This is a genomic window from Nostoc sp., from assembly GCF_036917775.1.
Taxonomy (GTDB): Bacteria; Cyanobacteriota; Cyanobacteriia; order Cyanobacteriales; family Nostocaceae; genus Nostoc.
Window position 1 is genome coordinate 92824 of sequence record NZ_JBALEQ010000055.1, and the last position, 14578, is coordinate 107401.

Here is a 14578-nt window from a genome sequence, read left to right on the forward strand (position 1 = left end):
AATATACAGTTATTTAGCGCATCGAAATTACGATTTTCTTACCCAGAAAACAAGGAAAATACAGATATTCAGCTAATTGGTGTTTCTTTATACTATTTCAAATTTTTGTAATCGTTATACTCATAACTTAGGTTCTACCTGGGAATTAGGAAGTGGCTTTGCCACTTCTTTTTATTAATTTAGTAACCCAGTAAAAAATAAATTAAAAGTTAAAAGTAATTTGTTGAACTTTTAACTTTTATTAGCTGTCATATCATGTCCGTTTAATTGACCATAAAATAATTATTCTGTCAAGGTCTGGCTTTGTAAGCTTCAACAGAATTTTGGTCAATATAGACATGATATTAGTCATTACTCGCTGTATCTTGCCATCTCTCACGCTTGGGCTTGCTCTCTACATCGCGCGATCGCGCTTCTTGCCAAGTCCCCCACATTAGAGATTGCTGTCTTTCAACATGGTTAATAAACTGCATGATTGACTGATCTGCTTTGATTGGAGTTTTCAAATCAAACTTAATTGTTTGGACAATCTTAATGTCACCCAGGAGAAAAAATTTACCTGCAATCTTAGTCAGCCATAACACAACTCGATTGGATAACCAACCAAAAAATCCTTTACGTTTCTTAGTAATTAACAGGATTTGACCTTCAGCTTTTCCACCTTCGTGGAGGCGAACTGCAAACATTGTGTGGACATGGAAGAAATCGGGGCCAAGTGTCACAATGCCAATGCTACCGTACCAATAGCAAATACTGTAAGTTATGGCATTTTTGTAGAAAAGACGGATGAGTTTAATGAAAGATGAATTCTCTTTAATGTTTGTAGTGTTACTGAAGATAATTGCATTTTCATTCAGTTCCTGTCTTTCAAAAATAATTTCTATTGGCAGTTTGTGGACTGTATTGATATGTTGAGTATCAATCGCATTAATCATCACCACATTGGGGTGACAGTTCATTACAAAATGAGAATGGATAGCGACATCACACTCTTTTTGTTCTAATTCGGGAATAAAAGGTAAGGGTTGTTGTGGTATTTCTCCAGTCCAAACCCAAATCATGCCGTACTTTTCAGCAGTGGGCCAACTTTGTAACTTTAAGGAAGGCGGCGTATCTAAACATGGGATATCAATACACATCCCTTCAGCATCAAACTTCCAGTGATGGAAGAAACAACGGAGTGCATTACCCTCAACTTTGCCTTCAGCAAGATGAGCGCCCATGTGGGGACAGTAGGCATCAAAGGTAGTTACTCTTGTGTCCTTACCACGGTAAATCACTAGTTCTCTGCCCAAAATCGTGACAGGTTTTACTTCACCCACCCGCAGATTTCGAGAGGGTATTACCCAATACCATCCTTCAATAAAACGTTCTGGATTATTGAAAGTTTTAGGTTTACGGGTTGAGCTAGAAGTCTGCGAGTTGAGATTCATTTTTATGGTTTCACTTGAGGTGAAGCAGTTGATCTAGAAGTAACATGAGAACTTCAAAAAAACAGTTACTTTCAGTACCATGAGAAATAGTCACCCAATAAACATTTATGAGATTTTAAAATAAATTATTTTTTGTCAATCAGTTAAAATACTCAAAACAGCGTTAATAAGAATAATCCTGATGATATTGTGTTTGTTCAGAAAGAGCGAGAATACTTGGAATAATTAGTTTTATTATTTTCAAACTTTAATACAAAGGTTAGCCTAACTACACATATATTTATAGTTCAGTTAAAGATACCTCAAAGCTTTGCTAGATAAAAAAGTTTCTCTAATTATTAAAGACAAAAAAAGGGGATAATAACAAAGGTTAAGGGAGGAAAGGTGTTGAGCCATTTTCCCTTTCCTCCCTTAACCTTTTCTTTAACTTTTGGAAGAAATCTAAAGTATTTTTGCTACTTCTATCCGATTTTTAGGCGTGAAACGTTGGAAGTAAGAATGAGCATTCATCATAATACTGTTGATTTTGTAAGAATTTAGCGCTTAATACTTCAGATTTTATTGGAGGCTTTCATGCTTTCTTGGATTCGTCATTCTCTATTTACAACTCTTTTATCTGTCGGAGTTCTCCAGAGTCTTCCCGTACAGGCCCAGGACACTCTGATGTTTCATGGCAACCGTCAACGTCATGGCTGGAACAATGCAGAGACAATTCTTACTCCCGCACTAGTTCGCAATGGTGGTTTTAGTAGACTTTGGGACTCACCACGTTTTAACAGTGTAACTATTGGTGGAACCAGCTATGCGCCTCATCTCTACGCGACACCCCTCTACGCCGATAATGTTTTCATTTCCACAAGTTCTTTCACTGGAACTTTCAATGTTGTATTTGCTGCAACTAATAATGGCGATATCTATGCAGTCAATGCCTTTGCAAATGGTAATGTTAAGCCTGGTACAGTACTCTGGCGCACCAATTTAGGCACACCCGTCATTGTGCCAACCTCCTCGCTTCTTGAAGGCCCAATCCCAATGGGTGTCCTGAGTACCCCAGTAATCGACCGGACAAACTACTCTCCAGGGCGGCTTTATGTTGCTAGCGTTGTTGACAATAGAGCAGGCGGAGAGTGGCGTGTCTTTGCACTCAATCTGAGTAACGGTGCGACTGTTTCTGGTTGGCCAACCACAGGTATTCCAATTAACAACAGTGCATTGAATACAAACAACATTAACAAAAACGGTGGCAACGGGAAAGCAACTTTTGAAGCAGCAACTTTAATGTCACAGCGCGGAGCGCTCAATATTAGTTCCCTTGGTAGTAAGCTTTACGTTCCGTTTGGCGGCTACAACGACACTGCTGCTGGTTGGTTGGTTGTGATTGATACTGCTAAGGCAACGATCCTCAGTGCCTTCTCTGCTGGACAGTCGTCTAAGGAGGTTAATGGTGGGATGTGGGGCGCAGGTGGTGTCAGCATCGATAGCGATAAAAATGTTTATGTAACGACAGGGAACAGTAGTCACCCGATTTATGACACTGCTGTTAATACCTGGGGAGAATCACTGCTCAAATTCGACTCGCCTCTGAGTATGTTGACAGGCACTTACACGCCTGCTGACTATATCGCCTTAGAGATTGGCGATATTGATATCGGTGGTAGTTCTCCTGTTGTTATTGACCTGAATCCAGCCACAACAGATGCACCAAAACTGGTTGCCTTCGGCGGCAAACAAGGGACTATTTACTTACTCAATCGGGCATCACTTCCAGGTAGCTTGACTAACCGTTCTGCAACCAATTTTCCAGAAAAGTCATTACTTACCTCGTCTACTACTCATCCGTTGAATATCTTCAGTCCTGATTCCAGTTTACGTGGAAATACTGAATATGCAAAGATGCGTAGCACGCCAGCTTATTTTAATAACGGCACTACTGACTATTTGTATGTCTCAGGTGTTAGTAAAACAACTGATAGCGATGGTGGCGCAACAACAAAGAGTGTGCCTCCATCTATCGTGCGACTGCGTATTTCTCCATCTGGTGGTTATAACAATGGAGTTTCAGGGCGTTGGCCTTATCTGATCAACGATCTAAGTAACGATAATCTGCTGTTTCTTTCACCCGGCGCACCAGTAGTTACCAGCAATGGAAGCAATAACCCACTTGTCTGGGTGCTGGCGGCAAATGTGCGACGCTCAGACTCACTTATAAGCCCCACCACACCTCATCCAATTCTTTATGCGATTAATGGTAACGATCTTTCTCTACTTTGGAACAGCGCTAATTCCTGGAATGTCTGGAGCGATCAGACGACTTGGAATCGAAACGAGGCGCAACTTCAGGTTGGTGGGAAATATAGCACACCAACTGTTGCACATGGAACAGTTTTCGTTGGTACTGACCGCATTCAAGCTTTTGGATTGCCTGCTACCAATCCCACAGTGCTAACTCCAACTGCTGACACCCATGTTCGTGATGGAACTTATGCTAATACCAACTTTGGTACAGCTAGTACACTTGAAGTAAAGACTAATTCTAATATTGGTTTAAATCGCAATGCTTACATTGCATTCAGCCTTAATGGAGTTAGCAGCATCAGTCGGGCGACTCTACGCTTATGTGTCAATACGAACGATGGTACGAGGGTGCCGTTAGATGTTTTTACATCTACCCCGCTCTGGTTACAGAATACAATGACCTGGAACAATCAGCCTGGATTTGTCACATCGCCACTCAATCCAACCTCCATTTTAGTTAATGGAACCCAGTATATTTGGTATGAATTCGATGTTACTAATTATGTACAGATGCAGAGGTCTGCCGGTGCGACAGCAATCAGCTTTGTCTTACACAGTCAGAATAATGCTGGTACTAATATCAACATCAAGTCTCGTGAAGCGAGTGTTAATCAACCACAGCTTGCGATCAATCCTTAAATCTGCCCGAAAAGGAATTCTCGTTAGTCGGGGTGTTCAAACTTGAAGTTGAAGATAATAAATAATTGATCGGCATCTAGACACCCTGCAAGACCAAATTGACAAAACCCTTGGTTGATCACCAAGGGCTTTCATTTTTATTGGTTTGTTTGAACTGCGCTCAAAATACTTGTTGATTCATGGTGTGCAAGTAAAAGCTGGAACTCTTATATAAGCTAATATGCAATGCACTTTGGTTAAGGCCTACTTGTACAAAATCGCGGGGTTTGAGACGCGATAAATCGCCGTCTCTACAAGTGTTTTGGTCTTATCTGAACTGGATTGAGCTAATATCCATTAACAATAGATATTTGAAAAATTAAAACTTAGTAATATCTTTAATTAGATAAAAATTTAAACTACTGACACCAAGATTTGGCTAAACTCTCATCTGAATTAATAAATTAGTATAAATATGTAATAATAATTACAATATTTGAGAAAATCTGCCGTGTTAACTCAGGAGACAAAACTGCTTTTAATTGGTCAGGTAACAGATATAAGCAAAATCCCGATCAGGACAATTCGCTATTACGAGAGTTTAGGTTTAATCAAATCATCAAGACGAACAGAGGGAGGCTTCCGCCAGTTTTCATTGGATGTGCTGACTCGTCTAGCGTTCATTAAAAGGGCACAAAATCTTGGTCTGAGCTTAGAGGAGATTGGAAATATTCTTCAGGTCTATGACCAAGGACAAGCTCCCTGCGGTGAAATCAAAGAAAAGCTCCAGGACAAGCTTTTGCAAATTGATCGCCAAATCGATCAGTTGTTAACTTTGCGATCTGAAATAAAGGGATTACTTTCAGGCTGGAAGAATATCGGCGACCAGAATGAAGATACAATTTGTCCCATTATTCAAAATATCCCTCAGTGCTGAGAAACAGAAAAGAAGACAGAGGAGACAGCAGGAGCAAACTTATGACAGCACATATCCTTTTGGTGGAAGATGAAGTTAAATTAGCACGATTTGTCGAGTTAGAGCTAAGTAGCGAAGGATACCAAGTAAGTGTAGCTCATGATGGGATTGCCGGTCTTACCCTAGCACGAGACTCATCGCCAGATTTAGCGATTCTGGATTGGATGTTACCAGGTTTAACAGGTTTAGAAATTTGTCGCCGTTTGCGAGCAACAGGTAGTACAGTACCAGTAATTTTATTGACAGCAAAAGATGAAGTGAGCGATCGCGTCGCCGGATTAGATGCGGGAGCCGATGATTATGTAGTTAAGCCCTTCAGCATTGAGGAATTACTCGCTAGAATTCGCGCCCATCTGCGCCGCACGCAAGAAACAGCCGAAGATTTGCTGCAATTTGAAGATTTAAGCTTAAATCGCCGCACCCGTGAAGTTTTTCGGGAAAAACGAAGCATTGAGTTAACAGCAAAAGAGTTTGACTTATTAGAATATCTCCTTTCATATCCCCGTCAGGTATTTACTAGAGATCAAATTTTAGAGAAAGTTTGGGGTTACGATTTCATGGGTGATTCTAATATTATTGAAGTATATATTCGTTATCTGCGACTCAAATTGGAAGAGAATAATGAAAAGCGTTTGATTCATACAGTCCGTGGTGTAGGCTATGCACTACGGGAGCAATCGTAATGACTTGGTGATTTCGACGAAAAGCAAAATTTTAAAGAAAAAAGAGGATCATGAATAAAAAATGGGCTGTGAAACGGCTAACAGTAAATCTTACGGCTGAGGAAATGAAGAAACTTGAACACTACTGTGCTTTGACAGGAAGGCCAGCAACAGACGTAATTCGAGAATTACTCCGATCTCTTGAGGTTGACAATACTGAAAACCCTGAAATGGCAACAGCAGACTCAAAAACAACAGTTGGCAGTGGCTCAAAATCACACTAACTATTCACCAGAATATCTCGCCAAATCTCAAAAATCTGCTAGCTATCTTGAATTACCAATAGAACTCAAGGCAATACTTCTCACTTAAAGCAAAAGGGTAAGGGATGAATTTAATCCCTTACCCTTATAGCCTTAAACTTTTCTCAGAACACACTCCTAATAGTAGGGCATAGCTATTTATAGAACCTAATACTGCTCGGGTTTTGGATTTTAAACTGAAATTTTGTTTGGGGAAAAGGTTACTAGGTTTGGATTAAAGGTTTTTCTATCCCCTTTGCCATTCCCCTTTCCCCCAAAACCCGACAAGTATTGAGGGCAATCTGGGTTTATTCTCGTTGCTACCAGATGGGTCATTGAGCAGTCAAGTCGCTTCTCTACAAGACACTCTTGCTAGCTTGCTTCTATCTAAGAGTACGCTCCAATTAAAAATTATTAATTAAAAATTGCAAGACGCTCTTGCAAAAAATACTAATTAGACAGTCAAGGGGCAGGTATATAAAATTAATGCTTTTTTTCTTTGCCATGTCTTAACAAGCATATATTTTGGGCATCATAATTCCAAGCTGAATACATGAGCTAGCAGCCAGAAAACTCTTTGGCAGCAAGTTTTTATTTACAACTATAGTATTGACCTATGGCAGATAATTTTATACTTTATTTCTTTATTTCTCTACATAGTTCGTACAGTGGGTTGATTTGGAGATGCCTACAGATTCAATGTTACGAGTCAAACTTTAGTAGTCACCGATAAGGCTGAAGAATGAAAGCACCATTACCTGATAACGAAATACAGCGAATCGAATCTCTTTTGGAGTATAAGATCCTCGATACTCATTCGGAAGCTGCCTTTGACGATCTCACCCGTTTAGCCTCATATATTTGTGGCACTCCTATTGCCCTAATCAGTTTAGTTGATAGCGATCGCCAGTGGTTCAAATCCAAAGTTGGCTTGGATGCCCTAGAAACACCGCGAGATATTGCATTCTGCGCCCATGCTATTCTGCAACCAGAAGTTTTTGTTGTGCCTGATGCAACACTTGACGAAAGGTTTGCGACAAACCCGCTAGTCACTTCTGACCCGGATATTCGGTTTTATGCTGGTGTACCGCTAACTAACCCTGAAGGATATGCACTAGGAACACTTTGTGTAATTGACCGTGAACCAAGAAACCTCTCTCCAGAACAATTTGAAGCATTGCAAATTATCGGTCGCCAGGTAATTAAGCAATTAGAAATGCGGCGTAACTTAGCGAGTTTGGTATTGGCGAGTCATACACCCAAACAGGCACACAAGGGACACAAACAATTTTTTCAAAGAGTAGCTGGAGGGTTTGGGTTAGCAGCGGCAATTTTAGTTTTGATTGGCGTGACTTCTTATGAAAATACACGTATATTGATTGATACTAGCAATCAGGTACAAAAAACCCAAGGGAAAATCAATAAACTGGGAGAATTACTGTCCGATATAAAGGATGCTGAAACCGGACAACGCGGTTATATCCTGACTGGACAAGAAACTTATCTGGAACCTTATCAAGCAGTAGTTGCAAACATCGATCAAAAAATTGGAGAACTGAAGGATTTAATCGCAGATCAACCTAGCCAACAAAAGCAGTTTGCTACGCTTGAACCTCTGATAGCTGCAAAATTTGCCATACTCAAGCAGACTATATACCTGCGTCAAAATCAGGGATTTGAGGCAGCGTTGCAGGTAATCCAGACAAATCATGAAAAATATATTATGGATGATATCCGCAAGGTCATCCATGAGATCGAGAATGAGGAAAAAGGGTTGCTACAACAGCAGTCACAAGCTGCAAAAGCCAGTGCAGATAACACAGTTTTGACACTTGCGATCGCTATTTGCCTAAGTTTTATAACTCTGGCCATAGTCTACTACTTCATTTATCGTGAGGTAAAAGAACGTAAATTAACAGAGGAAACGCTAAACCGAGAACGCAACTTTATTTCAGCAGTCCTTGATACAGCTAGCGCTTTAGTAATAGTTCTGGATACACAAGGTCAAATCGTTCGCTTTAATCAAGCTTGTGAACAAACAACTGGTTACTCATTTGATGAGGTGAGAGGAAGGCATTTCTGGAACCTGTTTATCATTCCTGAACAGGTAGAATCGGTTAAAGCAGTTTTTGAACAGTTGCGAGCTGGTAAAACGCCCAAAGAATATGAAAATTATTGGGTAGCAAAGAATGGCAGTCTGCGGATGATTTCATGGGCTAACGCTATTTTGCGAGATGATGAGGGTTGCGTTGAATACATTGTTTCTACAGGTATTGACATTAGCGATGCCTATGATGAGCTTCGTTTACGCAAACGAGCAGAACAGCGCCTTAAAGCCCAGTACTCTACAACGCGCGTCTTAGCACAGTCAACTACAATCAGTGAAGCTATGCCCCAAATCCTCCAAGGAATCTGCGAGAGCTTGGAATGGGATCTAAGTGAAATTTGGATGGTAAATCAGCGAGTGAATCTACTATCTTTACTGAATTCATGGTATAAAATGTCTTCTGCAATGCAAGAATTTGAGATCCTTAGTCAGCAGATCACCTTTGCATCAGGAATTGGCCTGCCTGGTCGTGTTTGGGAGAGTGCTGAACCTGTTTGGATTGTTGATGTAGTTAAAGACAAAGATTTCATTCGCTCGCAAATCGCTGCCCAAGCGGAACTACACGGAGCTTTTGGTTTTCCAATTCATAGTGGTAAAAACATCCTTGGTGTCATTACCTGCTTTAGCCATGAAATCCAGCAACCTGACTCAGATTTGGCAAAAGTTATGAATTCTATTGGTGAGCAAGTAGGGCAGTTTATTGAGCGCAAGCAGGCAGAAGAAGAACTCCAACGCCAAAATTTGCGATCGCAACTATTTACTGAAATCACCCTTAAGATTCGTCAGTCTTTGAAAATCCAAGAAATTCTCCAAGTCAGTGTTACGGAGGTACAAAAAATTCTCCATAGCGATCGAGTTTTGATTTATCAACCTTTGACAGATGGATCTGGAAGTACTGTGGTTGAGGCAGTAGTTTCTGGCTGGCTGACAATTAAAGAGAACAAGCTCACTGATTCTTATTTTCAAGCGGAATATACACAACAGTACTATCTACAGCAATATCGTCAAAAACGGAATCTAGAGCTTGCTGACTTAGATATAGTGGAAATTCAAAAAAGGCACATAGAATTACTGCAACAATTTGGGGTCAAATCCAATTTAGTCATACCCATTCTTGTCAAAGAAGAACTCTGTGGTTTGCTGATTGTCCATCAGTGTGGCAGTTCTCGCCAGTGGTCTAGCTTTGAAACTCATCTTTTACGACAAATTGCCGATCAAGTAGGTATTGCCTTAGCCCAAGCCCAAATGTTATGTGCAGAAACTCAACAGCGAAGAGAACTTGAAGTTGCTCGTCATCAAGCTGAATTAGCTTCTAAAACCAAAAGTGCCTTTTTAGCAAACATGAGTCATGAAATTCGGACTCCAATGAATGCTGTGTTGGGGATGACAGGCTTAATGTTAGAAACTCCCCTAAACTCAGAGCAACAGGACTTTATCGAAACTATTCGCATTAGTGGAGATGCTCTTTTAAGCCTCATCAACGAAATTTTGGATTTGTCCAAACTTGAGTCCGGGGAAATGGCACTAGAAACTCTAGATTTTGACTTATCTTCCTGTCTAGAAGAAGTGTTGGAATTATTAGCTCCCTCAGCCCATAATAAAGGATTAGAAATTGCAGCGTTAATCTATCCCAACGTTCCCACCCAACTCCAAGGTGATGCTGGCCGCCTCCGGCAAATTCTTATGAACCTGATCAGCAATGCGATCAAGTTCACCAGCAATGGAGAGGTAGTAGTCCGAGTAGAATTGCGATCGCTTTCCTCTACTACAGCCACCATCTATTTTTCCATCACAGATACCGGTCTTGGTATTACCTGTGAAGATCAATCCAAACTCTTTACCCCATTTACCCAAGTAGATGCTTCCACCACCCGCAAGTATGGCGGCACAGGTTTGGGATTAGCCATCTGCAAACAACTCGTAAGCTTGATGGGAGGAGAAATTGGCGTAGAAAGTCGGTTGGGCAAAGGATCTAAATTTTGGTTTGAAGTGACTTTCGCCCAGCAACTTTACCCGATTTCCTCAGAAAGCGAACGCGAACTTCTGACTAATCGGCGCTTGTTAGTGGTGGATGATAATGCCACTAATCGCAAAATCATCCACTATCAAGCTACCCGTTGGGGAATGCTCGTAGATCAGGCTGCTTCGGCGACTATTGCCCTCAAAGCTATTGAGGAGGCTGCCAAGCAAAAAAATTTCTATGACATTGCTGTGATTGATATGCAGATGCCAGAAATAGATGGCATGACCTTGGGAGAGCAAATTAAAGCAAATTCAGCGATCGCTGGGCTACCTTTGATTATGCTTACCTCTACTAATCAACGCTATGAAATCCAACGAGCGCTAAAAATAGGATTTGCAGCTTATTTGGTCAAACCTGTTAAGCCGTCTCGACTCCTTGATACCATTATGACTATCTTAGGAACGCAGATAAAGGAGGAGACAGAAGTAAGAAGTCAAGAGTTAAAACTAAAAGATTACGAAAACAACAGCAACGATCATTCTCCTAGCTCCCGCCTCCTGGCTAGTGACTTCCATAAATTAAGAATTCTCTTAGCTGAAGATAATCTGGTGAATCAGAAAGTTGCTTTGAAGCAACTCCAAAGCCTAGGTTATAGTGCTGATGTTGCTGGTAATGGGAAAGAAGTTTTGCAGCTATTAGAAAAAATCCCCTACGATTTAATTTTGATGGATTGCCAAATGCCTGTTCTCGATGGTTTAGAAACTACAAAAGAAATTCATCGTTGGCAAGAAAGCAGCTTTGTCAATAGTCGTCGCCCTGTAGTAATTGCGATGACAGCTAATGCAATGAAAGAAGATCAACAGATGTGTATAGATGCAGGAATGGACGATTATCTCAGCAAGCCAGTAATCAAAGAGAAACTAGCGGCGGCGCTACAGCGTTGGGGAGGTGTGATATTCCAAGCAAAAGAAATTGTTTTAGAGCAGAAAGGTTCAGTTGACCTCCCAATTGATTGGGAACGCTTGCATCAACTCTCGGAAAACAACTCAGAATTTGAATTGGAAATACTGCAACTATTTGTTGAAGATATTCAACCTCGTATAGAGATCATTAAAATAGCGATCGCAGATAGTGACTATGAGCAACTAGCGCTCCAAACCCATCAAATTAAAGGTGCTAGTGCCAATATTGGAGCTACAACCATGTATTTAGCAGCACAAAAGTTAGAACAATTAGCTCATAATCAAGAACGTCGAGGTACTAATCACTTAATCTCAAAGTTAGAAGATTTTGTTAAATGTGTCCAAGAGTTTTTAATCACGAGATAATTATGATAACCTGAGTTCGGGATAAGCTGAAACCCTAATTACACTAACAGTTAGTAAAGCTTAGATAAGAAGATTAATAATATTTACTAATAAATAAACAGTAACGATTGTCTGCTGTTGGCTCATAACTCAATTTGTCGGCAATGGTAGACATAATTTTTAAACCCCGCCCTCGGTCTTGATAATTATCATCAAATTCAGCTATTTGCCGCAATTTCTGTTCTAAGTCAAACGCCTCACCTTGAGACCAAATGCGAATTTCTATATATTTATTTACCCGTACAGCTTCTAGCTCGATAGGAGTTTCAATAGGTAAATTTTTATGTGCATGTTCAACAATGTTAGTAAAACCTTCCATCAAAAGTGTTTGACATTGCCACCAAATTTCTTTGTTAGGAATAGGCGGGTGATTCATCTGCTCGAACCAAAACAATACTTGAGGTGATGCTGTCAGGTCTGTGTTGACTTTTAGATAAATTTTCTTTTTCACTTTTTAACCAATAAAATATTTTGAGACGATCCTATTCGTATTTAATTTATTTAATTTGAGTATTTTCACTATACATTTAAAACTAAATTTCATATAAGTTGAATTAGAGCAATTACTTCCTTTTAACCGAAACATAATTCAGGAATCAGAATACATTCTGACTTCTGAATTATGTTTCAATCTACTTAGTAAACTTTAATTTATGTTTAAAATTTTGGTTATTGATGATGACCCTATAGTGCGAACAGTACTGAAAAGAACACTCCAAAATCAAGGTTATGATACCAGTATCGCCAAAAATGGCGAAGAAGGAATTAGACAAGCACAATTACTACGTCCTGCTCTGATTATCTGTGACTGGATGATGTCCGGGGTAGATGGGTTAGAAGTGTGTCGTCGAATTAGAACAGATCCAGAGTTAGCAACTACTTTTTTTATTCTATTGACGGCTAGGGGAGCAGCTAGAGGAGAGGAGGAAGATCGAGTTAGAGGACTTGACGCTGGAGCAGATGAGTTTATCTCTAAGCCAATAGAGATGAATGAATTGAAAGCGCGGGTAAGAGCAGGACTAAGATTACACCAGTTAAATCAGGATTTACAAAGTCAAAAAGAAGTTTTGGAGATACTAAATCAAGATTTACAAACCCAAAAGCAAATTTTGGAGGCAGAATTAGCTGAGGCTGCTGATTATGTGCGATCGCTCTTACCCTCACCGCTACTAGGAGCAGTAACTACAGAAAATCTGTTTATTCCCTCAGCACAGCTAGGGGGTGATTGCTTTGACCATTATTGGATCGACGAGGATAATTTGGTAATTTATTTGTTGGATGTATCAGGTCATGGGGTGGGTTCAGCTCTTTTATCTGTATCCGTGCTGAATATTTTGCGATCGCAATCTTTACCAAACACCAACTTTTGTCAACCAAGTGAAGTCCTAAAAGCGCTCAATCACGCTTTTCAAATGACAAAGCACGGTGATAAATACTTCACAATCTGGTATGGAGTTTATCACCGTCTGAAACGTCAACTTATTTATGCCAATGCCGGACATCCACCAGCTTTACTCTTATCAAAGACCTCTACAACAAGTATCCAAGTTAAACAGCTAAGTTCTTTGGATCTCCCAATTGGCTTTTTACCTGATGTCCAATTTGAAGACGCTATTTTTCAGATTGAAGAGAACAGTATTTTATACATTTTTAGTGATGGTGTTTATGAAATTAATCAGTCAGATGGTAAATTTTGGGGTATTGATGCTTTCATTGACTTACTAACTAAACATAGTCTAAAAGACCCCTGTGTTCTAAATCAACTCTTGGCGAAGATTATTACCTTAAATTATCAAGATAATCTTGATGATGACTTTTCTTTGGTAAAAGTTAACTTTGGTTAGTATAGTCAAGTGTGCAGATTCAAATTTAGGATAAGTCTAGAAGCTTACTGTGTTGCCAATACTTGGCGATTGAATTCATCTTGATCTGCAAAGGTTTTAAAAATTCTATCCATTTTAGTCAATTCAAATAACATTCTGACTTGATCGCTGATTGAACAAACAAAAAGTTTAGTATTAGCATTTCGCGTCATTTGCATGGCTGAGACTAAAGCACCTAAACCAGAGCTATCGATAAATTTTACTTCTTTCATATCAAGTAACAATATATCGGCTCCAGCTAGCAGAATATCGTTAACTTCACGACGCAGTTCATTACCTCTAATACCATCTAAAATTCCAGATAATTCTAGTAATTTTACGTTCAGGCTCATTGTTTTATCCTCTTGTTTAACTGAAAAAAATGTATTTACATTTTGGCATTGACCTAAGCTAAACTGCAATAGATATAGCAATAGTTTTGTATCTTAAAAGAATCCGCTTTAATTTGTGTTCGCGCAGCCATACTTACTGACGTGGTGCAGCTTGATAATTATTATTTGCTATTGCAGTAAATAATCTAGTCTCTACAGATTAGCGAAAAATTTCAAAAGCTTGAAAATAACCATCTTTATAACCTAAATACCGTGCCTAAAAACGAGACATAAGCAGTAATTGGGAGCATCTCAATGAGTGTAAAAACACACCTGCCCTGGCAAATGGAATAAAACCTCCGGCACGCTGACACATAGCTTGCTTCTCCGTAGGAGTACGCGGCTATACAAACAAAACCCACCTCTGTGAGTTTCAAATTCTTCTAGTCCGCATAGGCTGACTTCTCTGCGAGACGCTACGCGAACGTTTGTGTAGCCGCGATTTCTGATCGCCTGGTATAAGTAGGTGGGCAGGAAAGTTTATAACTATGTAACGAAAACTTAGTCAGAGCGATTAGAGTCAAATTTAACACGTTGTGTACTGTAGTTACCTTTTTCGCCTCTAGCTTTGACACCATCAATCACAGCGTAAGCGAGGTCT

The 14578-nt window shown here is 39.9% G+C and carries 10 protein-coding genes; 7 read left to right on the forward strand and 3 right to left on the reverse strand.

Translation table 11 applies throughout. The annotated features are described in order from the left end of the window. Window positions 1-344: 344 nt before the first annotated feature. Window positions 345-1433: an aromatic ring-hydroxylating dioxygenase subunit alpha gene (locus tag V7K69_RS09125; protein WP_335033451.1), complete on the reverse strand. Its 1089-nt coding sequence runs from the start codon at window positions 1431-1433 to the stop codon at window positions 345-347. Window positions 1434-2006: 573 nt separating this feature from the next. Here V7K69_RS09125 and V7K69_RS09130 point away from each other — a divergent pair. The 6 genes from V7K69_RS09130 (at window position 2007) to V7K69_RS09155 (ending at window position 11684) form a co-directional block, all read left to right on the forward strand. Then, a complete protein-coding gene (locus tag V7K69_RS09130) occupies window positions 2007-4367 on the forward strand; it encodes a CBM96 family carbohydrate-binding protein (protein WP_335033454.1) in 2361 nt (786 codons plus the stop codon). Window positions 4368-4857: 490 nt separating this feature from the next. Further along, window positions 4858-5283, forward strand: a complete 426-nt coding sequence (locus V7K69_RS09135) for a heavy metal-responsive transcriptional regulator (protein ID WP_335033456.1) — start codon at window positions 4858-4860, stop codon at window positions 5281-5283. A gap of 41 nt (window positions 5284-5324) precedes the next feature. Beyond that, window positions 5325-6005 carry a response regulator transcription factor gene (locus V7K69_RS09140; protein ID WP_335033458.1) on the forward strand — a complete coding sequence of 227 codons (681 nt, stop codon included), beginning with the start codon at window positions 5325-5327 and terminating at the stop codon, window positions 6003-6005. Window positions 6006-6055: 50 nt separating this feature from the next. Continuing rightward, window positions 6056-6268 (forward strand): ribbon-helix-helix protein, CopG family, encoded by a 213-nt coding sequence (locus V7K69_RS09145; RefSeq protein ID WP_335033461.1) that lies wholly within the window; start codon window positions 6056-6058, stop codon window positions 6266-6268. Further along, window positions 6186-6356: a hypothetical protein gene (locus V7K69_RS09150; protein WP_335033477.1), complete on the forward strand. Its 171-nt coding sequence runs from the start codon at window positions 6186-6188 to the stop codon at window positions 6354-6356. Before V7K69_RS09145 ends, V7K69_RS09150 begins: the two co-directional genes overlap by 83 nt. A gap of 672 nt (window positions 6357-7028) precedes the next feature. Continuing rightward, on the forward strand, window positions 7029-11684 hold the full coding sequence (locus V7K69_RS09155) for a response regulator (RefSeq protein ID WP_335033463.1): 4656 nt from the start codon (window positions 7029-7031) through the stop codon (window positions 11682-11684). A 73-nt stretch (window positions 11685-11757) separates the two neighbouring features. On the opposite strand, the gene V7K69_RS09160 is transcribed toward V7K69_RS09155, so the two are convergent. After that, a complete protein-coding gene (locus tag V7K69_RS09160) occupies window positions 11758-12174 on the reverse strand; it encodes an ATP-binding protein (RefSeq protein WP_335033465.1) in 417 nt (138 codons plus the stop codon). 202 nt (window positions 12175-12376) lie between these two features. Between V7K69_RS09160 and V7K69_RS09165 the strand changes: the two genes are divergently transcribed. After that, window positions 12377-13567 carry a SpoIIE family protein phosphatase gene (locus V7K69_RS09165; RefSeq protein ID WP_335033468.1) on the forward strand — a complete coding sequence of 397 codons (1191 nt, stop codon included), beginning with the start codon at window positions 12377-12379 and terminating at the stop codon, window positions 13565-13567. Between the two features lie 44 nt (window positions 13568-13611). Here V7K69_RS09165 and V7K69_RS09170 read toward each other — a convergent pair whose 3' ends face one another. After that, window positions 13612-13938, reverse strand: a complete 327-nt coding sequence (locus V7K69_RS09170; RefSeq protein ID WP_335033470.1) for an STAS domain-containing protein — start codon at window positions 13936-13938, stop codon at window positions 13612-13614. Window positions 13939-14578 lie beyond the last annotated feature (640 nt).

Coding starts and splice junctions, on each gene's coding strand:
- V7K69_RS09125 (WP_335033451.1), bottom strand. CDS start 1,433: ATGAATCTCAACTCGCAGACTTCTAGCTCAACCCGTAAACCTAAAACT.
- V7K69_RS09130 (WP_335033454.1), top strand. CDS start 2,007: ATGCTTTCTTGGATTCGTCATTCTCTATTTACAACTCTTTTATCTGTC.
- V7K69_RS09140 (WP_335033458.1), top strand. CDS start 5,325: ATGACAGCACATATCCTTTTGGTGGAAGATGAAGTTAAATTAGCACGA.
- V7K69_RS09145 (WP_335033461.1), top strand. CDS start 6,056: ATGAATAAAAAATGGGCTGTGAAACGGCTAACAGTAAATCTTACGGCT.
- V7K69_RS09155 (WP_335033463.1), top strand. CDS start 7,029: ATGAAAGCACCATTACCTGATAACGAAATACAGCGAATCGAATCTCTT.
- V7K69_RS09165 (WP_335033468.1), top strand. CDS start 12,377: ATGTTTAAAATTTTGGTTATTGATGATGACCCTATAGTGCGAACAGTA.
- V7K69_RS09170 (WP_335033470.1), bottom strand. CDS start 13,938: ATGAGCCTGAACGTAAAATTACTAGAATTATCTGGAATTTTAGATGGT.